The sequence below is a fragment of the Acinetobacter sp. UBA1297 genome, assembly GCF_002307755.1.
Classification (GTDB): Bacteria; Pseudomonadota; Gammaproteobacteria; order Pseudomonadales; family Moraxellaceae; genus Acinetobacter; species Acinetobacter radioresistens.
In genome coordinates, this window is sequence record NZ_DBUF01000028.1 from 241,240 (window position 1) to 266,242 (window position 25,003).

20 protein-coding genes and 1 pseudogene are annotated in these 25,003 nt (G+C 41.2%); 15 read left to right on the forward strand and 6 right to left on the reverse strand.

Annotated elements, in window-relative coordinates:
- Positions 1-126 precede the first annotated feature (126 nt).
- The 9 genes and pseudogenes from gltB to tfpZ all read left to right on the forward strand — a co-directional run bounded on the left by gltB (position 127) and on the right by tfpZ (position 12,231).
- Complete coding sequence (gltB, locus tag B3R63_RS13100; protein WP_005405250.1) at positions 127-4,596, forward strand: glutamate synthase large subunit; 4,470 nt, start codon at positions 127-129, stop codon at positions 4,594-4,596.
- 72 nt (positions 4,597-4,668) lie between these two features.
- Complete coding sequence (locus B3R63_RS13105) at positions 4,669-6,090, forward strand: FAD-dependent oxidoreductase (RefSeq protein WP_119879663.1); 1,422 nt, start codon at positions 4,669-4,671, stop codon at positions 6,088-6,090.
- Between the two features lie 370 nt (positions 6,091-6,460).
- Positions 6,461-7,324, forward strand: a complete 864-nt coding sequence (locus tag B3R63_RS13110) for a metal-dependent hydrolase (protein ID WP_286731967.1) — start codon at positions 6,461-6,463, stop codon at positions 7,322-7,324.
- Positions 7,325-7,544: 220 nt separating this feature from the next.
- A complete protein-coding gene (locus tag B3R63_RS13115; RefSeq protein ID WP_005018078.1) occupies positions 7,545-8,135 on the forward strand; it encodes a LemA family protein in 591 nt (196 codons plus the stop codon).
- A 21-nt stretch (positions 8,136-8,156) separates the two neighbouring features.
- Positions 8,157-9,221 (forward strand): TPM domain-containing protein, encoded by a 1,065-nt coding sequence (locus B3R63_RS13120; RefSeq protein ID WP_286731775.1) that lies wholly within the window; start codon positions 8,157-8,159, stop codon positions 9,219-9,221.
- Positions 9,215-9,775 (forward strand): TPM domain-containing protein, encoded by a 561-nt coding sequence (locus tag B3R63_RS13125; protein ID WP_286731777.1) that lies wholly within the window; start codon positions 9,215-9,217, stop codon positions 9,773-9,775. The genes B3R63_RS13120 and B3R63_RS13125 overlap by 7 nt, the downstream gene beginning before the upstream one ends.
- A 200-nt stretch (positions 9,776-9,975) precedes the next feature.
- On the forward strand, positions 9,976-10,497 hold the full coding sequence (locus B3R63_RS13130; RefSeq protein WP_101159781.1) for a pilin: 522 nt from the start codon (positions 9,976-9,978) through the stop codon (positions 10,495-10,497).
- A 190-nt stretch (positions 10,498-10,687) separates the two neighbouring features.
- Positions 10,688-11,047 (forward strand): annotated as a pseudogene (locus B3R63_RS13135) (pilin); the annotation flags it as partial.
- Between the two features lie 449 nt (positions 11,048-11,496).
- Positions 11,497-12,231 carry a TfpX/TfpZ family type IV pilin accessory protein gene (gene tfpZ / locus B3R63_RS13140; RefSeq protein WP_101159787.1) on the forward strand — a complete coding sequence of 245 codons (735 nt, stop codon included), beginning with the start codon at positions 11,497-11,499 and terminating at the stop codon, positions 12,229-12,231.
- 43 nt (positions 12,232-12,274) lie between these two features.
- Here tfpZ and bfr read toward each other — a convergent pair whose 3' ends face one another.
- The 6 genes from bfr to gmk form a co-directional block, all read right to left on the reverse strand.
- Complete coding sequence (gene bfr, locus B3R63_RS13145) at positions 12,275-12,739, reverse strand: heteropolymeric bacterioferritin subunit Bfr (protein ID WP_286731780.1); 465 nt, start codon at positions 12,737-12,739, stop codon at positions 12,275-12,277.
- A gap of 306 nt (positions 12,740-13,045) precedes the next feature.
- Entirely contained in the window at positions 13,046-13,240 is a 195-nt protein-coding gene (locus B3R63_RS13150; protein WP_005018142.1) for a bacterioferritin-associated ferredoxin, read from the reverse strand.
- A 222-nt stretch (positions 13,241-13,462) separates the two neighbouring features.
- Positions 13,463-13,846, reverse strand: coding sequence for a RidA family protein (locus B3R63_RS13155; RefSeq protein WP_286731784.1), 384 nt, complete (start codon positions 13,844-13,846; stop codon positions 13,463-13,465).
- An 88-nt stretch (positions 13,847-13,934) separates the two neighbouring features.
- Positions 13,935-16,034, reverse strand: a complete 2,100-nt coding sequence (locus tag B3R63_RS13160; RefSeq protein ID WP_005024275.1) for a RelA/SpoT family protein — start codon at positions 16,032-16,034, stop codon at positions 13,935-13,937.
- A 204-nt stretch (positions 16,035-16,238) separates the two neighbouring features.
- Entirely contained in the window at positions 16,239-16,520 is a 282-nt protein-coding gene (gene rpoZ, locus B3R63_RS13165) for a DNA-directed RNA polymerase subunit omega (protein ID WP_005024277.1), read from the reverse strand.
- 76 nt (positions 16,521-16,596) lie between these two features.
- The gene (gene gmk, locus B3R63_RS13170) at positions 16,597-17,220 is read right to left on the reverse strand and encodes a guanylate kinase (RefSeq protein ID WP_005018152.1); all 624 of its coding nucleotides are present in this window, start codon (positions 17,218-17,220) and stop codon (positions 16,597-16,599) included.
- Between the two features lie 133 nt (positions 17,221-17,353).
- Here gmk and ispH point away from each other — a divergent pair, with 133 nt between their 5' ends.
- From ispH to B3R63_RS13200, 6 genes are all read left to right on the forward strand, one after another.
- Positions 17,354-18,304 carry a 4-hydroxy-3-methylbut-2-enyl diphosphate reductase gene (ispH, locus tag B3R63_RS13175; protein ID WP_119879648.1) on the forward strand — a complete coding sequence of 317 codons (951 nt, stop codon included), beginning with the start codon at positions 17,354-17,356 and terminating at the stop codon, positions 18,302-18,304.
- Between the two features lie 152 nt (positions 18,305-18,456).
- Positions 18,457-18,915 (forward strand): GspH/FimT family pseudopilin, encoded by a 459-nt coding sequence (locus tag B3R63_RS13180; RefSeq protein WP_265768541.1) that lies wholly within the window; start codon positions 18,457-18,459, stop codon positions 18,913-18,915.
- The gene (pilV, locus tag B3R63_RS13185) at positions 18,912-19,409 is read left to right on the forward strand and encodes a type IV pilus modification protein PilV (protein ID WP_265768542.1); all 498 of its coding nucleotides are present in this window, start codon (positions 18,912-18,914) and stop codon (positions 19,407-19,409) included. The genes B3R63_RS13180 and pilV overlap by 4 nt, the downstream gene beginning before the upstream one ends.
- 2 nt (positions 19,410-19,411) lie before the next feature.
- On the forward strand, positions 19,412-20,404 hold the full coding sequence (locus B3R63_RS13190; RefSeq protein ID WP_286731789.1) for a PilW family protein: 993 nt from the start codon (positions 19,412-19,414) through the stop codon (positions 20,402-20,404).
- Positions 20,401-21,171, forward strand: a complete 771-nt coding sequence (locus B3R63_RS13195; RefSeq protein ID WP_286731790.1) for a pilus assembly PilX family protein — start codon at positions 20,401-20,403, stop codon at positions 21,169-21,171. Before B3R63_RS13190 ends, B3R63_RS13195 begins: the two co-directional genes overlap by 4 nt.
- Before the next feature lie 12 nt (positions 21,172-21,183).
- Entirely contained in the window at positions 21,184-24,993 is a 3,810-nt protein-coding gene (locus B3R63_RS13200) for a pilus assembly protein (RefSeq protein ID WP_286731792.1), read from the forward strand.
- The last annotated feature ends 10 nt before the right edge of the window (positions 24,994-25,003 follow it).

Consider the following 25,003-nt stretch of genomic DNA (forward strand, 5'->3'; position numbering starts at 1 on the left):
GTATATTTAGGCCGGTGACTGAGCTTTTTACATCTGCTGCTGGTTAAGAGAGCAAATTGCAAATTATAGAGAGAAAAATTGTTCGATGCCCATTAGGGGCCATGTTAAGAAGGGTACGCTATGCACATGCCATCGCCTAATACTGTAGCTCCCGCTCAAGGTTTATATCAACCCGATGAGTTTAAAGATAACTGTGGTTTTGGCCTGATCGCCCACATGCAGGGTGAAGCCAGCCATCATTTGGTCGAGACTGCAATTCATAGTTTAAGTTGCATGACTCACCGTGGCGGTATTGCTGCAGATGGTAAAACCGGTGATGGTTGTGGCTTGTTACTGGCGATGCCTAAACAGTTTTTCCGTGAAGAAGCACAAAAACTTGGCGTCAACCTGACTGAAATATTTGCTGCTGGAACCGTATTTCTAAATACTGATCCAGCCTTAGCTCACCATGCTAAACAGATTTTAAATAAAGAAATAGAAGCAGAAGGCTTAAAAGTTGCAACTTGGCGCGTAGTCCCAACAAAAACTGAAGTGTTGGGTGAAATTGCTTTGCGTTCTCTACCTGCGTTTGAACAGATTTTAGTGAACTGCCCGATGGGAGTTACTGAAGTCGAATTTAACCGCAAGCTTTTCCTGGCACGTCGTCGTGCCGAACAGCAGGTCAATGATCCACTGTTCTATGTTACCACGCTGGCTACTACTGTCATTAGCTATAAAGGTCTGATGATGCCAGAAGCGATTGCAGATTTTTATACAGATCTGGCCGATGAGCGCCTACACTCACATATCGTGGTGTTCCATCAGCGTTTCTCGACTAATACACTGCCACGTTGGCCACTGGCTCAGCCATTCCGCTATCTGGCACATAATGGTGAAATTAATACCATTACAGCTAACCGTAACTGGGCAATGGCGCGCACACCAAAATTTGAAAATCCGCTATTACCCGGCTTGACTGAGATGACGCCAATTGTGAACCGTACCGGTTCAGATTCATCAAGTTTAGATAATATGCTAGAAATTCTGGTGGGTGGTGGTATGGATCTGTTCCGTGCTTTGCGTATGCTGGTTCCACCAGCATGGCAAAATGTGGAAACACTCGATGCAGACTTGCGCGCATTTTATGAATTTAATTCTAAGCATATGGAAGCTTGGGATGGTCCTGCAGGTCTGGTTATTCAGGATGGCCGCCATGCGATCTGTATGCTAGACCGTAACGGACTGCGTCCGGCTCGTTGGGTAATTACCAAAAATGGCTATATTACCTTGGCATCAGAAATTGGGGTGTGGGGTTATGAGCCAGAAGACGTAATTTCTAAAGGTCGTGTTGGTCCTGGACAGATTCTCGTGATCGATACCCTGACCGGTAAGTTGCTAGACACTCAGGATGTCAACAAGCACTTGAAAAATATGCGTCCTTATCGTGCCTGGTTGCGTGACCATGCTATCCGGTTGCAAGGCAGTCCGGAGCTTGAAGAGCACCTGTGTGAAAAAGGTCTGAAAAATGAGCAGTTAAAAGCTGCACAAAAAATGTTCATGGTCAGCTTTGAAGAGCGGGACCAGCTATTGCGTCCGATTGCTGAAAGTGGACAGGAAGCTGTCGGTTCAATGGGTGATGATACTCCTATGGCCGTCTTGTCACACCAGGTTCGTCATGTATCTGATTATTTCCGTCAGCAGTTTGCGCAGGTGACCAATCCGCCAATTGATCCTTTGCGTGAATCAATCGTGATGTCACTGGAAACCTGTCTGGGTCGTGAACAGAATGTATTTGAGCAGGGACCAGAACATGCAGACCGTCTGATTATTTCAAGTCCAGTATTGTCTAACTCAAAAATGCATCAGATCCGTACATTGGGTCGCACAGGTTATGAGATTGCCGAGATTGACCTGAACTATGTTGCAGAAGAAGGTTTACAGGCTGCAATCGCGCGGATCTGTGCCGAGTCTGCTCAGGCCATTCGTGATGGTAAAACTATTCTGGTCTTATCGGACAAAAAGATTCGTGAAGGCTATCTGCCGGCAAATGCGGTCATGGTGACAGGTGCTGTCCATCATTACCTGATTCAGGCTGGCTTGCGTACCGATGCCAATATTGTGGTCGAGAGCGGCTTTGCACGTGATCCACATCAATTTGCAGTACTGTTAGGTTTTGGTGCAACAGCTATCTACCCTTATCTTGCTTATGATGTCATCAATGATCTGATTGCCAAAGGCGAACTGCTGGGTGATCCGATTCATGCGCAAGCAAACTTCCGTAAAGGTATTGAAAAAGGCCTGCTGAAAGTCCTGTCAAAAATGGGCATTTCTACCGTTGCATCTTATCGTGGCGGTCAGCTGTTTGAAGCTGTGGGTTTATCAAGTGAAGTGGTAGATACCTGCTTTGTTGGTGTACCAAGCCGTATTCAGGGCGCAACTTTTGTTGACCTTGAAAATGATCAGAAGAAACTGGCTGACTTAGCTTGGAAAGCGCGTAAGCCGATTGATCAGGGTGGTATGCTAAAATTCGTGTTCGGTAAGGAATATCATGCCTTTAATCCGGATGTGATTAATGCGCTGCATAAAGCTGTGCGTTCTGGTCAGTATCAGGACTTTAAAGAATATGCACAGCTGGTTAACCAGCGTCCAATTGCCACTATTCGTGATCTATTTAAGCTGAAAACAGATAATCCGATTGCACTTGATCAGGTTGAGTCTGTAGAGTCGATTCTTCCACGTTTTGATTCTGCGGGGATGTCATTGGGTGCGTTATCTCCAGAAGCGCATGAAGCGATTGCTGTAGCAATGAATACCATTGGTGGTCGTTCAAACTCTGGTGAAGGTGGTGAAGATCCGGCACGTTACGGTACCATTCGTAACTCAAAAATCAAGCAGATTGCTTCTGGACGTTTTGGTGTAACACCTGCTTATCTGACCTCGGCAGAAGTTTTGCAGATTAAGGTAGCTCAAGGGGCGAAACCGGGTGAAGGCGGACAGCTACCAGGTGGTAAGGTCAATAGTCTGATTGCACGCTTACGTTACTCGGTACCAGGCGTTACCCTGATTTCTCCTCCACCGCATCATGATATTTATTCAATTGAAGATTTGTCTCAGCTGATTTTTGATTTGAAACAGGTTAATCCGCAGGCTATGGTTTCAGTCAAACTGGTGTCTGAGCCAGGGGTGGGAACTATTGCAGCGGGTGTAGCCAAAGCATATGCGGACTTTATCACCATCTCTGGATATGATGGTGGTACAGCGGCCTCACCATTATCATCAATTCATCATGCCGGCTCTCCATGGGAGCTGGGCCTGGCAGAAGCGCATCAGGCCCTGCGTGTAAATGATTTGCGTGGCAAGGTGCGAGTACAGACTGATGGTGGCCTGAAGACCGGTCTGGATGTTATTAAAGCTGCAATTCTGGGTGCGGAAAGTTTCGGTTTTGGTTCTACACCAATGATTGCATTAGGCTGTAAATATCTGCGGATCTGCCACTTGAATAACTGTGCAACCGGTGTTGCAACTCAGCAGGACCATCTGCGTCATGAGCACTACATTGGTGAGCCAGAAATGCTAATCAATTTCTTCCATTTTATTGCGGAAGAAACTCGTGAATGGCTGGCTGCGCTTGGGGTCGCTTCACTCAAAGATCTGATTGGCCGTGTAGACCTGCTTGAAGTATTGCCTGGTGAAACTGACAAACATGCCCATCTGGATTTAAGTGCATTACTGACTTCACATCCGGCAGCAGAAGGCAAGGCGCAGTATTGTGAGGTGCAGGGCAATGAGCCATTTGATAAAGGTCTGCTGGCTGAACGTATGGTTGAAGAGATGCTACCAGCAATTGAAGCAGGTACTACAGGGACCTTTAACTATAAAGTGGTGAATTGTGACCGTTCGATTGGAGCACGTATCTCTGGTGAGATTGCCCGTCGCTATGGAAACCTCAGTATGGAAGCCCATCCAGTAGTCATGAACCTAAATGGTACAGCAGGTCAGTCACTAGGGGTGTGGAATGCGGGTGGCCTGCATATTCGCCTTGAAGGTGATGCCAATGACTACGTTGGTAAAGGCATGGCGGGTGGCCGGATTTCGATCTTCCCGCCAAAAGGTTCGCCGTTCCAGACTCAGAATACCGCAATTATTGGTAACACCTGCCTATATGGTGCAACTGGTGGTAAACTGTTCGCGGCTGGTACAGCTGGCGAGCGTTTTGCGGTACGTAACTCTGGTGCCTTTGCAGTAATTGAAGGCGCAGGTGATCACTGCTGTGAATATATGACTGGTGGCGTGGTCACTGTCCTGGGTAAAGTTGGACATAACTTTGGCGCGGGCATGACCGGTGGTTTCGCTTATGTGCTTGACCTCGACAATGATTTTGTTGACCACTATAACCATGAGTTAATTGATCTAAACCGTATTTCGACTGAAGCGATGGAAGATCATAAAGAGTTTCTGCTGCGAATTATTGATGAGCACATTGCCGAGACAGGTAGTGCCTGGGCCTACAAGATCCGCAATGAGTTTGATTACTACAGCCGTAAATTCTGGCTGGTGAAACCAAAAGCGGCGAACCTGTTGACGTTGTTAAAAACGACTCAGGCTGATCCTCAATAATTCCACGACTGCAAATAAACAGGCAGGTACAGACTCCTGAACACGGAGCTGTGCCCACCTACGGAGAGAGACATGGCAGAACGCCTCAATAATGACTTTCAATTTCTGGATGTAGCACGTCAGGATCCAGAAAAAAAAGATATTGCTGTCCGCAAAGCAGAGTTTGTGGAGATTTATAAACCGTTTAGTCAGGATGTTGCATCTAACCAGACTCATCGCTGTTTAGGCTGTGGTAATCCATACTGTGAATGGAAGTGTCCGGTACATAACTACATTCCAAACTGGTTAAAACTGATCGCTGAAGGTCGCGTATTCCAGGCGGCGGAACTGTGCCATCAGACCAATACCCTGCCAGAAGTCTGTGGGCGTGTTTGTCCGCAAGACCGTTTATGTGAAGGTGCATGTACCCTAAATGACGGATTTGGTGCCGTAACTATTGGTAATGCTGAAAAATATATTAATGATACCGCCTTTGCACTGGGCTGGCGTCCAGATATGTCTAATGTCCAGTGGACCAGCAAAAAAGTTGCCATTATCGGTGCTGGGCCGGCGGGTCTTGGCTGTGCAGATATTCTGGTCCGTAATGGGGTAAAACCGGTAGTTTTTGATAAACGCCCGGAAATCGGTGGCCTGCTGACATTTGGTATTCCTGAATTTAAGATGGAAAAAGATGTCATGAAACGCCGCCGTGAAATCTTCACCGGTATGGGGATTGAATTCCGTCTGAACACTGAAATTGGTACAGATATCACGATTGATCAGCTACTGAATGACTTTGATGCAGTGTTCATGGGAATGGGGACTTATACCTACATGAAAGGTGGCTTTGCAGGTGAGGAATATGAAGGTGTATATGATGCTCTTGATTTCCTGATTGCCAATGTTAACCGTTGTCAGGGCTGGGAAAAAGATCCATCTGAATACATTAGTATGGAAGGAAAAAAGGTGATTGTCCTAGGTGGTGGTGATACTGCCATGGACTGTAACCGTACATCAATCCGGCAGGGCGCAGCAGAAGTAACCTGTGCTTATCGCCGTGATGAAGCTAACATGCCAGGTTCACGTCGTGAAGTACAAAATGCCCGTGAAGAAGGGGTGAACTTCTTGTTTAACCGCCAGCCTGTCGAGATTGTAGGTGAAAATGGTAAGGTGACAGGTGTTAAAGTGGTGACGACTCAACTGGGTGAACCTGATAGTCGCGGCCGTCGTAGCCCAGAGCCAATACCGGGTTCGGAAGAGATATTACCCGCAGATGCCGTGTTGCTTGCTTTTGGTTTCCGTGCTAGCCCTGCTGACTGGTTTAAGGAGGTCAATATTGGACTGGATGGTTCAGGTCGTGTAGTTGCTCCAGAACTTCAAACATACAAATTCCAGACATCGAACCCGAAAATCTTTGCAGGTGGTGATATGGTTCGTGGCTCTGATCTGGTAGTCACTGCAATCTGGGAAGGCCGCCAAGCTGCTGAGGGTATTCTGGACTACCTGGACGTTTAAGTTATTGTTTTAATGCATCACCTCGGGCCAGTCTTGGGGTGATTTTTATATGTCTGGTTTTTTGATCAATCAGAAAACTAGAAGAAATACTTATAATAAATCATCTTATAAGTATTTGTATTTAAATATAAAATAAATATTTGGTCTTAAAGTAACCGTCTTAATGATTTTTCAAACCAGCTATGTTATGAGTCATAGGTACTATATATTTTCATCATAAATATTCTTTTCAATGCATAAAAAATCTTGTATGCCATCTATTTAATTTATCAATTTGATAGTTTTGGCTAACTAAAGCAAGCAGTTTAGCCATGTGCGTTATAGTTTTCTAAACTCATACTAATGGTATCTCCGTTAGGCAGCCATTATGATGAATGATTTAATGACAGCAAATCCACTGTACCGGAATCGGCCAAAGGCATCAGGAATTACTGTACGTAAGTTAGACTTCAATCCGGAAAAAATTTCGCGTTATTATTTTGCTCACTCACCTTTGATGTCACATTTTCTTACAGCATTATCTTCTACCTTTCCGGTAGGTGAACAGTTTTTTGTACATAGTGTCCGGAATGTAAGGGATCAGATTACAGATCCGGTTTTACAAACACAGATTGCTGCTTTTATTGGACAGGAGGCTATGCACTCCAAGGCTCATACTGAATTTAATCAGGCTTGGCGTAAAGATGACTATCAGCTGGATAATTTTCAGGCATGGCTGGAACGCCAGAATAAACATGTGCGCAATTTACCGCCTAAGGTACAGCTCGCCATTACCAGTGCTTTTGAGCACTTCACAGCTTTACTTGGTGGATATATCCTCAAACATCCTGAGGTATTAAGTATACTGGATGAGGATGCCATGAAGCTTTGGGTATGGCATGCCATTGAAGAGATTGAACACCGTTCTGTTGCATTTGATGTTTATCAGCAGTTGTATGCTGACCAGCGCTTGCGTCGTCGCATGATGAAACGGGTAACTGGTGGGTTTTTTAGTCTTGCAGTCTACTCAACCGGACGTTTATTTATGCAGGATAAATGGAAGAGCCTACCTCAAATTAAGGGTAATCTATTTGGTGCTTATCTGCTAGTTAAAATGCTGGTTCAGCTGTTTCCAGAATATTTGTCATATTATAAAAAAGACTTTCATCCTGAACAGAATGATTATTCTATTGAACTCGAATACTGGAAAAAGCATCTGGCACAAGATTATCAGATGACCGACTTTCAGTATTAACTCTCAGTTTAATATTGAAAGAATAGTAGGGTTTCATCTACCGTCTCTTATAAATTTTTACTAATAATTTTAATAAATTAAAGCTTTTTTAGGCTTTCCTAGACTGTTCCTTCCTTGAGTTTCCTTGCTCATCTTTAAAATAAAGCAACACAAATAGCTTAAATTATATTTACAATGGCTTTAAATAAACAAATACAAATAAATATTAGAGGATAGCTGCATGAAAATGCTGAGTAAAAGCCTAATCGCTCTCATTCTGGCTAGTACATTAAGCCTTTCAGGCTGTGGTTATAACACTTTACAGGTGAAAGATGAGGCAGTAACTGCTGCTTGGTCTGAAGTACAAAACCAGTACCAGCGCCGCGCTGATCTTGTACCGAATCTGGTCAATGTTGTTAAAGGCTATGCCAAACACGAAGAACAGGTACTCACTGAAGTAACTCAAGCGCGTGCCAATGTGGCCGGGCTAAAAGTAGATCGTGAAGTATTGGAAGATCCTGAATTATTTCAACGCTATCAGCAGGCGCAAAGCCAGTTGACCGGTGCGTTATCACGCCTGATTGCAGTTTCAGAAAATTACCCTGACCTGAAAGCAAATGAACAGTTTCGTGATTTACAGGTCCAGCTTGAAGGTACCGAGAACCGTATTGCTGTAGCACGTAACCGCTACATTAGCAGCGTGCAGGACTTTAACTCTTATGCCCGTCAGTTCCCGCAGGTTATGACAGCAAAAGTCATTGGTATGGAACCTAAACCAAACTTTACTGCTGAAGCTGGTGCACAAAAAGCTCCAACCGTATCTTTTGAATAAGCTTAAAAAAGGGGGATGATAATGCAGAATAAATTTGCAGCTCAAGCGACCATCCCTTTTTGTATTATACGGCTGTGTTTGCTCAGTGTAGTCCTGCTAGGCGGTCAAGCAGTTTGGAGTGAACCTGTAGAAAATGACACAACTGAAGCTGTGGTGTTAGGTAAGGTTTTACAAAATCAGCAACAGGCCAGCCATACCGCGACAGACCCCGTGTCTACGACTGCACGAACTAAAATACCTGAAGTTAATAATGATATGGCGGAAGGTGAGTCTATTCGTGGGTTACCGACTTTAAATCAACCAGTAATAGATCAGGCGGGCCTTCTTACTGCTGCTGAAAAGCAGGCAATTGACCAGAAAATTTTAAATCTGTATCAGCAGGGTAAGGCACAGGTTGGAATAATTATTGTACCCACTACAGGACAAGAAGATATTTTTGACTTTGCTATGCGTGCCGCAAACCAGTGGAAACTGGGTTCAGCCGAACAGGATAATGGAGTGTTAATGGCTATAGCAGTAAATGACCATCGCATTCAAATTCTTTCAGGATATGGCCTTGAGAGCGTATTACCTGATATTGTGCTGAGTCGGATTATCCGTAATCAGATTACACCCTTTTTTAAACAGGGGCAGTATGTACAGGGAATTAATGCCGGTTTAAATGAGATTGAGCGTATTTTAAACCTTGATCCCGAAATTGCACAGCGGGCGGCCGAGCAGCTGAAATTACAACAAGAACAGGCACTGCATGAGCAGCAAGCTAAAGAGCGCACCTTTAACATGGGGATGTTTATTTTAATTGCCGGTATTTTCGGTTCATTTATTGTCGGTAATCGTTTAAGTGCTTCCACTGCTGGTGTAGCTGCAGTGGCTGCAGGTCTGGTAAATGGTGCAGGTATAATTACCAGTTTATTACTCGGTTTTGGGATTTTCTTTTTACTAATTACTTCAACTGCCCAGACCATACTACATCTTTTTATTGCTTCACGTGGTGGAGGCGGTGGTGGCAGAGGCGGATTTGGTGGAGGTGGCTTTAGTGGTGGAGGTGGTGGCTTTGGCGGGGGAGGAGCATCAGGCTCATGGTAACTAAAACAGATACGACAGAGATTGTCACACAGCCAAAATTAGAGGAGAAAACTTCCCATAGTTTAAAACGCTGGTTTAAACACTTCTTTTATATGCCAGCCAGCAAGCGGTATTTCAGTCGTGAAGACCAGAATGCGATTGCCCAAGCAGTACAACAAGCTGAACAGGGACATGTCGGTGAAATTCAGGTAGTGATTGAAGGCCATATTCCCTGTCAGCAGGCCTATAGTCAAGATACCTGTTTGCGCGCCCGGCAGCTTTTTGCAGAGTTAGGCGTCTGGGATACCGAATATAATAGTGGCGTTCTTTTATATCTGAACCTGTGTGAACATACTGTTGAGATCGTAATTGATCGTGGCATAAAGCAGGCTACTGAGCAGCATACCTGGAATGAAATTTGTCAGCAGATTATTGCCGGTTTAAAACAGCAGCAGTACCGTGAGGCAGTAGTAGGAGGTGTATTAAGTATTGGACAGGTTTTAAACAGCTTTTATGTGAACCAAGTTATTGATGATAACAATGAAATAGAAAACCGTCCTATTATATTAAATTAATGAGACGTATTTTTAAACCAATAGTGACATTTTTTGTCAATTTATGACAATTAAATTAGAAATATCTTAAAGTAAAAAATTTTATTTATATAAGTGACTGTTTTTGTAGCAAAAACAATTATAATATGCCTTGGCACAGTTAGTGCTATATATAAATTAGCTGTACAGCTATATAAAAATCACATGTGGTGGAGAATGTTATGAATACACAAAAAGGTTTTACCTTAATCGAACTCATGATCGTGGTAGCGATCATTGGTATTTTGGCGGCAGTAGCGATTCCAGCTTATCAAAATTATACCGTACGTGCAAAAGTTACCGAAATGGTAACAGCTGGTTCTGCTGCTAAAGCTGAAATTAGTGAAGGCTTCCAAAGTGGTGGTATTGTTGGGATGAATGGCGCTGTTAGTAGTATTAATAAGGGCACTGTAAATAGTAAGTATGTTAAAAGTGTGGGTGCAACTGCTGATACTGGTGTTATTACAGTAACCTCAACCAAGGATGGAAGTTTACCTACTGAAGCTCAAGAGAAAACTATTACTTTAGTTCCTTATATTGATGTGGCGGGTAAGGCAACTCCGTTAACTAGTAAAACTGTTAGTAATGGTGAATCATTACAGTGGGCATGTGTTTCTGCTGGTACAGCTACCGCTACTGGACGAGGTTTAACTGTTAAAGCAGCTTCTATGCCTGCTAAATATGTTCCTTCTGAATGTAAATAAATCAATTTTTATAAGAAAGAGTGTGCTAAGCACTCTTTTTTATTTGTATAAATATAAAGGTTTATGGTTTTACTTTAGTATAATTAATAATTATATTAGCTATTATTGGACTATTAGTTGTTATAGGGATTCATGCCTATTAGGTTTATACTACACGCGCAAAGATTAGTGAGACTTTAATCAGGCTAGCCCTGTAAAAGCTATGATTAGTGGAGTATTTTCTTCAAGTGGTATCTCCGCCTTAAAGAATACTGTACAAGATTATAATACAAGGCTTTTAGGTGAAAAAAGGACACGTTACGTATTAAATATTCAAATAGACGATAATGGTGTAATTACAATTACTTCAACCAATCAAATAGAGGTAGGTTTGCCAACTGATGCCTTGAGAAAAACACTCGTTTTAACCCCAAATATTAACAATGCAATCTTGTCCACTGCTGTCGAAAGTATTGACTGGACATGCGCTTCAGCAACTTCAACCGTAAAAAATTTGGTAATAGGCTTAGGAACTTTATTCACCAAATATGCAACGGCTGAGTGCCGATAATTTTAAGCTAACTATAAATAGAAATAGTAAATGATGAGTTTAAAAAGAGTATTTCGAAAAAGAGCAGATGGAAAAAAATGATAAACAAGTAATTAATATATTTAAAATTTCAGATTCACAGAATAGTCTATTAAAATATTAAACTTATAAGCCAATTTTAGGAACAAAACAATCATTTTGTGAAGATAATGCTAATACTCAGCAACATGTACATGTATATGCCCAATAAAAGGGAAAAGGAAAAGAGTTATACTCTATAAATAAAGACGGTACAGGGCATGATGGAAATCATGGAGAGAAAATACCATCGAAGCATGCAGATTTTCTTGAGGGAAAGATTATGCGATTAGAGTAAATAATATTATAGAGAGTGAAGGCTTGAATATTGAGAAAATTTTTATTTTATTGGACTAATCCATTATTTTTAAAATCAGGTTAGTGATTACTTTATGCCTAAACGTTTTAAATTTTTCTTTGGACATTTATTTATTTCATTAGTTATTGCTTTATTAGTAATGGGACTAGTTTTTTATAGTTGGTATCCAGCACCCCTCGCTCAAGCAGTCGGTGTCATGTATATCTTCTTAATGCTTTTGACTATAGATGTCATCATTGGGCCAGTGCTAGGTTTTATGGTCTATAAAGAAGGTAAAAAAACCTTAAAAATGGACTTAAGTATTGTTATTCTCCTGCAAGCCTTGGCACTAGGGTATGGCGTCTATAGTATTTTTGAAGGCCGACCAGCTTGGCTGGCCTACAATGTCGACCGTTTTGAACTGGTCAGAAACAATGAAATCATTACAGAGCATATAGAACAGGCTCAGCCGCAATATCAGCATCCGTCTTGGTTAAAACCACAATTAGTGGCGGTAGAGTTTGCTCAAGACCACCAAACACGACAAAATGAAATGTTTGCAGAGGTGTTAGGCGGTATTTCAATTGCCCAGCGTCCAGAGCGTTATGTGCCATTCTCTCAAGAGAAAAATCAGCTACAGCAACGTGCCCAGCCTTTCAGCACTTTAAGGCAGTTAAATGATCCGGCCAGAGTAGACCAGATTCTGAAACAATATCCCGAGGCGACCGCATGGGTGCCGTTAAAAGCTAGTACAGTCGATATGGTGGTTCTGGTCAATCCAGAAAAAGCACAAGTAGTGAAAATTGTCGATCTGAGGCCATGGAAATAAACAGTGGAGATAGTAAAAAGCCAGCTTAATGCTGGCTGTATTTTTATATCTGACTCTGAATATAGTTCTCAATTCCTACACTTTGAATTAAATCCTGCTGGGTTTCTAACCAGTCCCAATACTCTTCTTCAGATTCTAGAATTTCTTGTACCATATCACGGGTTACATAATCCATAAGCTGTTCAGATAACGAGACAGCTTTTTGTAAGGCTTCAATATTCTCTTTTACCTTACGCACATCACAAGAGAGAACCTCTTCAGTATGCTGACCAATATACAGCTTGCCAAGGTGCTGCAAATTCGGCAGTCCTTCTAAAAATAAAATCCGTTCAATGACTTTATCGGCATGCTTCATCTGATGAATAGACTCTTTGTACTCGGCCGAACCCAGCTTTTCAATCCCCCAATCATTGAACATACGGGAATGTAAAAAGTACTGGTTAATAGCGGTCAGTTGATGATAAAGCACTTGGTTGAGCTGATTGATTACATCACGATTGCCTTTCATTGTAAGTTCTCCATAAACAATTTCTGCCTTATGAAAGATATAAGGCAATCTATAGAGTTATCTTAGCGAACCCATCCATGAATGGCGAGTAATTTATAGAACAGCAAATGAAAATCGCAATCAGAAACACAGCAGCTTTTATGGTAGAGAATAAAAACCCGCTTGAAATTACAAGCGGGGAGGAGAAGATGATCGATTGATCATGAGAGAGTTCTTGCATACATCTTTTAATTCTCTTCACAAGAAACTTGAAGCTGAACCTAAATTTATGCAAGAAGAATCTTTATTATCATTATATTTCGGGGCTTAAGCTGCTACAGAAATACGTGCTGCAATTTCGGACAGTTCATCACTAATAATACTACGTGCTTCTGGAGCACAGCGACCACAGCAAGTTCCTAGGTCAAGTAAATCACGAATTTCACGATAGCTTTCTGCACCATTGGCGACAGCATCTTTGATATCTTGATCAGTAATTCCACGGCACAGGCAAACGTACATATCGGCGCTAACCACAGTAATATAAACGGGATAAGTGATATTATTGATAATTATTATCGTTTGTCAATGAAATTCATTTAAAAAAGCCATTTTTTTAATTGGCTTTTTGAATAAAAAAATATCACCTGAGCGGAAATCTGGGTATTACATCGATTGCCGCACAAAGTGATTCATGATTTAGATTTAATTGCTTAAGATTAAAGTGCTGATGAATTTTATAAATTATTGATTAATAATAACGATACCGTCCATCTCAACCAGAGCTCCTTTAGGTAGACTTGCTACACCTAAAGCAGCACGCGCCGGATAGGGCTGAGCAAAATATTCACCCATAATCTGGTTAACCAGCTGAAAATGGGAAAGATCAGTCAGGTAAATATTGAGTTTGGCAATATCAGCCAATGTACCGCCAGCAGCTTCACACACAGCTTTTAAATTATCAAAGACCCGGCGAACCTGTGCTTCGATGCCATTAACCAGCTCCATACTGTAAGGGTCTAAACCAATCTGACCAGACAGGTAAAGTGTTTCACCAACCAAAATAGCCTGAGAGTAGGTACCAATAGCAGCTGGAGCGTTTTCAGTATGAATCACTTGGCGGGACATCGATTTCTCCTTGATTTTTAACCTGTCTGATCATAAACCATGCCAGGCAGTGACAAAAGTACTAATCGATATAACTGATCAACTTGATTTAACTGGCATTCTGGACCAAAGCAACTGGCATAGACAAACGGCTAATACGTGGAAAGCCAAAATGCATGCGTAAATCGCGAATGATTTGGGCAATCTGACGACGGTTATTGACTACGATGTTGACATAAGTCCGGTCATCCTGCGATTGAACCATTTCCACTCCGGTCTTGGCTTTACGACATTGATAGATCAAGTCAGAAATCTGCTCGTCATCCATTGCCATGTCGATACACAGATAAGCAGTGAAACTGACTTCTTCCTCACTTTCTGAATTCCAGTGTAGCGGCATGATTGTTTCTGGATGCAGATGCTGTTCATGCATTAAATTATTACAGCGGGCCCGATGTACAATTAAGCCACGGCGTGACAGATGGCCCTGAATCGGATCACCTAAGACCGGGTTGCAACAGTGCGCATATTTCACATCTACGCCATCTGTGCCCTGAATCAGGCGTTGTGAATTATATTCTTCATCAGCCTGTTCCTGAGCATAAAGATGATTAGCAACCAGTTGCGGCAGCAGGTCACCTACTGCAATTTGTTCAAACAGACTTTCTTTATGTTCAATATGGCGCCATTGCAAAAGATCAACCCAATCAGCATCAGACAAATCTTTTATTGAGCGATTGAACATCTTCAATGCCCGATTCAAAGCTTGCTGACCTACTAAACGCTGCTCATCAATATCCTGATCTTTTAAAATATTCTGTAAAGCACGACGTGCTTTTTGTGTGTTGATAAAGCTGAGCCAGTCTGGATTTGGAGTTGCCAATACATCTGTAATAATCTCAACCACCTGTCCACTGACCAGAGGCGTAGAAAGCGGTCGTATTTCTCCATTGATTTTGGCACCAACGGCATGGTTACCTAAAAACAGGCTGGCTGCATAGGCAAAATCAACCACGGTAGCACCTTGAGGAAGTTCATGCAGATGACCGTGTGGGGTATACACCCAGATTTTTTCCTGATGCAGATAATCCAGCAAATCATTAAAAGTGGTTTTGGCACATTCGCCATCAATCAGCGTATTCAGATTTTGCATAGAAGCCTGAATAGCCGAGCGGCAAGCTTGTGGTGCACTTTCACCTAATACCACACCAAAGCGCGCGGCCTTACGCATCAGTTCAGTCTGAATAGTTAAAGACAAGGTAGTCTGTTCGCCCTTAAGTTTCATCAGAAGCGATTGATTACCACCGGGCAGGGGACGACGGATATGGTCTTCAAACTGTAAAACCTGAAAATTCTGCTCTAAAGCCTCGACCAGGCGATCACAGTCAGCAATACTTTGCAAAATAATCTCGAATGCATGGCTATGGGTTAGCTCTTGCAGATTCATCTCATTTTTAACAAAATGTCGTAATAGTTCAATGTTGTTATCTTTCTTCTTAATTCGCCCTTCAAGATGATAAGCTTTTAACAGCTCTCCAAGCTTCTGTTCCCATATTGCCTGAAACTGGCAACGTTTTGGCTTGGTCTGTTTGAGTGCTTCCTGAACATTATCAAACATATCAAGGTCAAGATTCTGATAACACAAATGCTCGAGGTTATCAGCCATCTCGTTCATACCCACAATACGCGCCATAGGTACAAATATATCAAAGGTTTCTTGGGCAATACGCGCACGCTTGTCAGGGCGTAAGGCATCCAGTGTAGTCATATTATGGTAGCGGTCAGCCAGTTTAATAATAATGACACGCGGATCTTGTAAAGTTGCCTGCAAAATTTTGCGGAAGGACGCAGCCTTATTATATTGTTTGTCACTGGAATGTGTTAGCTTGGTAACACCATCTACCAGCTCGGCAACTACAGGACCAAATTTTTCTTTAATATCTTCTTTCGAAAAATCGGTATCTTCTACCACGTCGTGCATCAAGGCAGCCATCAGTGTTTCACTGTCAAGACGCATATGTGCCAGAATACAGGTCACAGCAATCGGATGCAGTATATAGGGCTCGCCACTTTTACGGGTAATGCCGGTGTGTGCAAGATCAGCAAAATCACAGGCCGCAAGTACACGCTCGACGTCGTCTGGACTTAAATACGCATCGATAATCATTTTGAGCTGTAATCTGGCTTGGCTGACCTCTTCGCCTGGCATAAATCACCCTTTACTGATAGTTTTCAGTTAAATTTAACAATCTTCTAATGAAAATCATATTGCTTCACTTGTCAATTTTTTACAGGCAAAAAATAGCAATTTTTTTCAATCAGACCTATTGTTTTTGCCGATTTTTAAAACATTCAATTCCCTTGGAATAAAAAGGCCTAGTATTGAACTAGGCCTTTTTAGAGAAGCTTGGTCTTATTGAAAAGAGAAACCTTCAAGATTCAGATTATTTGCAGACAGGGCCAAGTCAAGGCTAGAAGTCTGGTAATCCTGATCACGCTGTTTCAGGATGTCTTTAGAAACGTGACCAGCTGCAATTTCACGTAAAGCAACTACAGTCGGTTTGTCATTGTCCCATTCAACAGTAGGCTCAATGCCTTGTCGTGCAAGTTGACGCGCGCGCTTGCTTGCCACTAGTACAAGCTCAAAGCGGTTGTCTACATGGTCTAAACAATCTTCAACGGTTACGCGTGCCATAAGAGTTCTCGTTTATTTCAATATAAAATCTGGGCTAGACTGCACAGTATAAAATGCTTTTAGGCTTGACTCAAGTTTATTCACTTACCGGGCTGATGAGTTTTTCGATCAGGCCTTGATGACGATTAGCTTGCTGGACCATGGTAAGGCGGTTAGCATTGATTACAGACTCAAGATCGTGCAATGCTTTATTGAAATCATCATTAATGATTAAATAATCAAAATTGACATACTGCTGCATGTCTTCAACCGCACAGCTCAGGCGGTGTTCAATTACCTCAACGCTGTCAGTACCGCGGTTAGATAAGCGTTGACGCAAGTCAAACTGACTTGGTGGCAGAATAAAGATCTGTCTGGAGTCAGGAAAAATCTTGCGAACCTGCTCGGCACCTTGCCAGTCAATCTCAAGTAAAACATCATGTCCTTTAGCCAGCTGTTCTTTTACAGTGGCCTGTGATGTCCCATAATAATTACCAAAAACTTCTGCATATTCTACAAAACCGCCCTCTTCAACTTGGGCCAGAAATTCTTCTTTACTGGTAAAATGATAGTGTACACCGTTCAGCTCGCCGGGACGCTGACCACGAGTTGTATGGGAAACAGATACATGCAAATTGCTGACACGTTCAAGAAGGGCTTTAACAAGAGATGTTTTGCCTGTTCCTGACGCAGCAGAAACGACAAACAATAGACCCGACATGATATTTTTCCTGATATGATAAAATATCTTCTCTATTTTAGAGCAGAGCGCGCCTAAACTAAATAGTTGAGCTGAAATAGTTGGCTAGTTCTGACAAAAATATTCAGCCGTTTAAGTGAACATTGAGGATCTTATGGAAATTGTATTGGCCAATCCACGCGGGTTCTGTGCAGGTGTAGACCGAGCCATTGCGATCGTCAACCGTGCACTTGAATGTTTTAATCCGCCCATTTATGTTCGTCACGAGGTGGTACATAACAAATTTGTAGTAGATGATCTGCGGCAGCGTGGTGCCATCTTTGTTGATGAACTGGATGAAGTACCAGACGATAATATTGTTATTTTTAGTGCTCATGGAGTTTCCAAGGCAGTCCAGCTGGAAGCTGAACGTCGTGGTCTGAAAGTATTTGATGCAACTTGTCCCTTGGTGACTAAAGTTCATATTGAGGTAACCAAGTATGCACGTGAAGGTATAGAAGCAATTCTGATCGGGCATCAAGGTCATCCGGAAGTTGAGGGAACCATGGGGCAGTACGATAAAAGCCAAGGCGGTGATATTTATCTGGTTGAAGATGAACAGGATGTTGAGGCCTTAACTGTGCGTAATCCTGAAAAAGTTGCTTTTGTTACCCAGACAACCTTATCTATTGATGATACGGCTAAAGTGATTGATGCATTGCGTAAGAAATTTCCTCATATTCAGGGACCACGCAAAGATGATATTTGTTATGCCACACAGAACCGCCAAGATGCAGTGCGTGATCTCTCGAAGCAGTGTGATGTTGTACTAGTAGTGGGTTCCCCCAATTCTTCTAATTCTAACCGATTACGTGAATTGGCAGAACGTATGGGTAAGACAGCCTATTTGGTAGATAATGCTGATCAGCTGGAACATGGCTGGTTTAGACAAACTACTAAAATTGGTGTAACCGCTGGAGCATCTGCGCCAGAAATTTTAATTAAACAGGTAATTCAGCGCCTGCAGGATTGGGGAGCCCAAGCACCGCAGGAACTTTCAGGCTGCGAAGAAAATATTACTTTTAGCCTGCCTAAAGAATTGAGAATTCCTGTAACGCAGGCTTAAATATAAATTTTTATTAGCTTTTAAAGTTTTAAAACAGATAGTTGTTAAATAACGGTTATCTGTTTTTTTATACCCTTTATCTGTTCTGTATATGTTCTGTTAATGTAAACTGTATTATTTAAGACACGTCAAAATTTTGACAGGAGGCGATCATGCAACTCAAGCGCGGTTTTACGTTGGTTGAATTGATGGTCACTATTGCGGTAGTTGCTATTATTACAACTATAGCTATTCCTTCTTTTCAAAATATGATTTTAAGACAAAATTTAAATAAGAGCACACGAGAGCTGGTGTCAGTATTAAATAATGCACGTGCTCAGGCTGCCTTACAGCGTAGAGATGTAGAAGTAGTTCTGGAAACTGAAATTAATAATGCTGGTGTGGCACCAGATACATCAGTCTTATTTCACTGGATGCCCTCTGGACAGGCTGTTTTGAAAGCAGGCTCTCCAACAACTATTACTTTCCAATTAAATGGTTTAGTTAAAGACTCGGCAGGAAATACAAGTTTTGTAATCTGTGATCAGATAAATAATGCCAAACTGTCAAGAACAGTAAGCATTTCCAAAATGGGGGTTATCCAACAGCCGGTAGAAGGGAGCTGTTCATGAATAATTATCAAAAAGGGATTGGTCTAGTTGAAATTATGGTGGCATTACTGATTTTGGCTATTGGAATTTTGGGTTTTATTGCTCTGCAATACAGAGCACTAGAAGCCACTTCAGAAGGTTCATATAGAATTCAGGCTATCAATTTGGCTCGAGATCTGGCTGAAAGAATACGAATAAACCGTGATGCTTTTTCAACCTATCAACAACAGGTTCAGCTTCCATCAAATCAAAAAGCCTTTAAAACAAACTGTTTTTCTAACAACTGTTCAGCTATAGATTTGGCAGATTTTGATGTTGCTCAGGTGGCTAATCGGGCAGCTTCATTTGGTATGACCATTAATATTATGAACTGTCAGGGAAATAATAATAATCGTAATTGCATTTATGTTGCATGGGGTGATTCTAGTGCAACTGATGGGACCGGAACAGGTGATTGTACAAATGGTACGGCCTATAACCCGGCATCGACCTGCATTATTATGGAGGCATATTAGAAATGTTGAAATATAGGGCAGGTTTCACCTTAATTGAACTGATGATTGCTTTAGCATTAGGGCTTGTCATTACAGCTGCTGCGATTATGCTGTTTATTACAGGCCAAAGAAGTTATTCGATGCAGCAAGGCGTAGCGGATCTACAAGATAATGCAAATTTTGGTTTAAATTATATTGTCAGAGATATTCGGTTGGCGAATTTAAATAGCACACGGGCTGATATAAATGACCAGGTCTCTTTTGGAGGAATTGTTTTAACATCTGCTATTAATGCGCAAAAAGATGCCTCTGTACCTCCGTTACCTTTAAGTAATCTCTCCAGCACTATTACAGGCAATACCGCCGCAGTCTCTCTACTTTCTAGAAGTAGCGGGACTGGAATGTCGGCGGGAACAGCACCAGCATGGACAGGTATATCTAATGTTAATGAGGCAGGTACAGCATTATTAAGTGATCAGTTAGTCATTCAGTATAGACCAGTGGAAATAGGTGGCTTTGATTGTGAAGGACAGGAAATCACCTCTACAGATATATATATTGTCCAGCGCTACTTCTTGAGGGCCGACACTAATGTATCAGCAAATGAGCCTAACCAAGCTCTAGCATTAGCTTGTGATGCTGGTTTTTACCCGGTTACAGGTAGTCCTACTGCTATTACCAATTATGGTGATGCAGGGGAAATTATTATGAAACGTGTAGATTATTTCAGAGTTCTACTTGGTATACAAAATGGGGATAACTACCGCTATATCTCTATTGCAGACTATATGGCAATGGCTTCACCCCGACCTCGTATTTTATCTCTCCAGCTTGGAATTTTGACCCGTTCAAGTCAATCTACCGGAACAAATAGCAATGCTGGAAATAACACAGCATTTACCGTATTAGATAAAAATATAGTTGTGGAATCATCTACAACTACAAATAATTATATACGGCAGGTTGTATCTCAAACAGTTGCGTTAAGAAATGGTTTTGGGGAGCGTGGCCTATGAGAGCTCGGCAGAAAGGTGCAACGTTAATCGTTGTACTTATTTTACTTGTTGCTATCACGATTATAGGTACATTGGCCATACGCCAAAGTATGGTAGCCCTCAATATTGCAACTAATGGTCAGGCCCAACAGCTTTTAATGCAAAACTCAGATTCTGTATTTTTTAATACTGAGGATGTAAATAACTTTATTCAAAGTCTTGGCACAAATGGAATGTTTGGATATATCAGTAATGATCTTAATAAAGATGTAGAACTGGTTTTTTGTTATCGTGGAGACCAAACTAATTTCTTTGATCTTAATCGGGCCAGCCTAATCGAGTGGGAACGTGGTAAGACTGCGCCCACAAATAATAAATTAGGTTTGGATGGTTATTGTGATGTATCCGCTACCGATACGAATTTTTTTACTAGTGGACGTCGAGCAGTCGTAACCCAAGTTGCAGTTAAGTTTCCATCCTCCAGTAATTCAGAAATTTTAAGTGACCTGCCGGAAGGGGGAGACCCTGAACTTAATAAAACGCAAAAGATAAAAAGAGTAAGTATTTATGCAGTGTCACTTATGCCCACTCTCTCTACACGGACTGATACTGAAATAAATACCTGTTTAAACTCTAGAATGAATCAGGTCACAATTCCAAATGATGTAGCAGCAAGCATACCCGCAAATGCTGCAGTAAGGCAGAGTGTAACTTCTTGTTTATCTAGTATAAATGTACCATTTACCACACTTGTCACTGATTACACGATTGAGCAGAGCTTTAAATAACTGGGGATTGATATGAAATTGATTAAAAAGATTAAGCAAATAAAAGAATATCATGAACACGTTATTGCAATAGTTATAACAATATTGTGTACCACTTTAATAGCCAGCAGTGTAACTCGTGCCAGTGATATTGACATCTATCAGCAAGCAAGGTCGGGTGATATCACACTTATGCTGATGTTAGATATTTCAGGAAGTATGGATACACGCTCTATCTATGCAGACTATGGTATAAATAATTCTTGTTATACAGATATAGCTCCAGGAGGATATTCGCGTAATTATTGTTCAGTTGAAGCAAAATCTGCTTCAACAAAAGTAAAAAATACAAAAACAGGCTGCACGCTGGTTAATTCCTATTATCGTTGTTATGACCGAATTTCAAGATTAAAAGATGGAGTATTTGATTTACTTCAAGGTAATACATCTAAGGGAATTACTCAACTTGACGATCAAAAAATTATTGGATTATCAACTTTAGGTGTATTGACTGATAATAATACTTATAATACAGGTCGTATTTTAGTGCCTGCTCGTGCTCTAGGTGCAGCAGTTGGAACACAAACACAAAGGGATATATTGTTAAACTATGTGCGAGACTTAAGAGCTGTAACTAATACTCCCACTGCACGTTCATATGCGGAAACTGCAGCTTATTTACTAGGTACTAGTACTGCTTTACATAAACGAGTAGTTAGTGATATGCCTTATTTTTTGTCTTATGATGAATATCAGGACAGAGGACGTGAATGGGTTTCTAAAAGAGCAAAATGTATAACTTGGAATTCTGATTATTCTTCATGTCTTAATTGGATTAATACAAGTGAAGCTGTGCCTTCTAATAATATTAAGACTTATAGCTGTAATATTTCATCCTATTATCGTAATCAGTATTGTCATTATTATACAGGTGTAGTTGAAGTTGCAAATAGTAATAGCGGCTTTCAGTATTCTTTAGATTCTACAAAAAATTCTGATAGAACTTTATATAGTGCACCATCTTCATTAGCACAAACGGCTGAAGTTAAACAGTGTAGTGGGCAAGGTGTATATGTACTCACAGATGGTGAGCCAACACAAGATACCGGTTCATTACCTTTGATTCAGGGAGCCTTGGGCTCAAAAGGACAAAGTTTCAGTTGTGATGATAGCGGCAGTTGGGACTGTTTAAATAAATTAGCCTTAACTTTATTAGACCCGGGAAGTAACCCTGCTAATTTAAAGTTTAAAACAGCAGTAGTAGGATTTGGTAGCAGTTTTAATAATGTGCCTTCATATAGTAAAAACCTAACTCAGGAAGAAAATATCGCAAATCTAGGAGATATTAATACTAATGTAAAAAGGGCTGCACGTTGGGGCATTATAGGTGAAGGCGGCTGGTATTCTGGTTCAAGCTCACAAGATGTCGTGAACAGTGTAAATGCATTTATTAATAGTTTATCAACAGATATTCCTGCTGTTACTACAGGTTCACCTACTATTCCAAGAGATGCTCTTAATCCTTCTCAGCTACAGAATTATGCATATTATCCACAATTTCAGCCAACGCCTGATAGGAGTTATCAACTCTGGGCAGGTAATTTAAAGAAATATAAAATTGATTCAACCGGTAAACTGGTGGATAAAAATGGTAATCCAATTGTTAATGAGCTAGGCCGTATTATAGATAATTATGATTTATGGGCACCTAGCGTAAATGAAGGTCTAAAAGATGCAGACGAAACTACTTATGGAAGTAGAAAATTTGCACTAATGGGTGGTGTTAAGTCTCAGCTTTTGCTAAAAGCTACTACAGCAGACACAGCTAATCGTAAATTATTTACTAATCGTATTGCTACGGGTACAGGAACTTCTGCTACATTTACAGGCAGCAATACCAGTTTAAGAGCTGTAGACTTAAATTATTTGACTGATACTACCTATAAAAATGATCCAAACCGAGGCTATTTAATCTCTCTACTAGGATATGCAGTAGATGCAACACAGCCGAATACTATTACCAGTGCAACTTTAGAAAGTGCAGAAGAACTTCGGCAGGTAGGTGCAGTAATGCATTCTTCCCCGCTATTGATTACTAATAAAGGCAAATTGACATATACCAATAATACTCTAGGTTCAACCAATCGTGAGGACTATGTATTATTCGGTACAACCCAAGGCTTACTTCATGTGGTAGATGCAGCTACAGGAAAAGAAAAATTTGCTTTTGTACCAAATGAAATGGTTGAAAATCAAAAAGAGGCTTTTCTTAAATATACAACCACAGATGGGGGTACAAATAAATTATTCTACGGTGTTGATGGGCCATGGACTGCTTATACTGAATATGTTCCTGATTCATCTAGTAACTTGACAGTAAATACCGGAAAGGCTTCTCAACAGGGTAAACAGTATGTATATGGTGGCTTACGTATGGGAGGTAGAAGCTACTATGCTTTAGATCTTCGAGATATTAATAATCCTAAGCTTCAATTTCATATTGATCCTGCCACTCAGAAGGTCTATTTCAACGGTAGTAGCACTACATTTAACGAATTGGGTTTTATGGGGCAAAGCTGGTCAAAACCAACAGTGACTTGGGTGAACTGGGGCGGAACACGTAAGATGGTCATGTTTGTAGGTGGGGGGTATGATGCTGGTGGTATAGATGGAGATGCACGTAATTCGAATGGTGTAAAAGGTGTTTATAGTGGTTTTGAAAGTGATACTTATAACCAGTCGAATAGCCGTGGTGCTGGTGTTTATATGTTTGATGCGATCAATGGAAATTTATTGTGGTGGGCCAGCAAAAATGCTACTCAAAGTAGCGCTACCACCACAAGTGGAGTTGTTGGGTTAAGAGATGATAACCTCAAATATAGTATTGTTAGCGAAATTAGAACGATAGACCGTGATGCTGATGGTTTAGCTGATCATTTGTATTTTGGTGATTTGGGAGGCCAGGTATTCCGTATTGATATCAATAATCAAGCTAGTACAATCGGTTCTTTTGCAAAAACTCCTAGACGATTATTAAACCTTAATGCAGCAGAGAAAAGTCCCCGTTTTTATGATCCTCCATCTTTCTCTGTATATAATTATAATGGTACAAAATTTGCTGTGATTTCAATTGGTAGTGGAAACCGTAGTCAGCCTCTGAAAGACTATACAGTAGGCAGTTCAGGTTATGATTATGATGCAATTTATAATATTTATGATAAGGATGTAGGCCGAAAAGATTTATATACCACGAATACTTTTAATACAGAAAATATTACGACTGTACCCACAGTAACAAATAATTTAAAAGAAATTACTGATGCAACGCGCAACAATAATACAACATTGGTGGCGCCTTATAGCACAAACGGCTGGTTCTATCGCTTTAAATCACAGAAATTGCAAAGTGAAAAAGTTATGGGGACACCTGTAGCAATGAATTATAAGCTTTATGTCTCTACCTTTGATGGTAGTAAAGATGGTTTATCTGGTGACTGTGGCGCAGGCGTAAAAGGAGAGAGCTTTATTAGCGGCTTTTGTTTACCTTATGGCCAGTGTGCTATGGGAACTGTGAATAGATGGAATTTAGGTGCGGGAATCCAGACAGTTACGATTGGTGATCAATGTGTAGGAGCCAGCTGTGGTAGCACGGGCGGAGGTGTAGACGGAGGTGGTCCTGGCGGAGGCGGCGGTGGAAGCGGTGGAGGCGGAAATAATAATCCTGCTAAAAACTCCTGTATTGCTACAGGTGGCCGTATACTTATATTACCAAGTGGAAATGGGCCTGAAGAAGAAACTCAAATCTGTCTGGTACCGCAGCGCTGGTATGAAAAATTTAGATAGAGAATAAGTG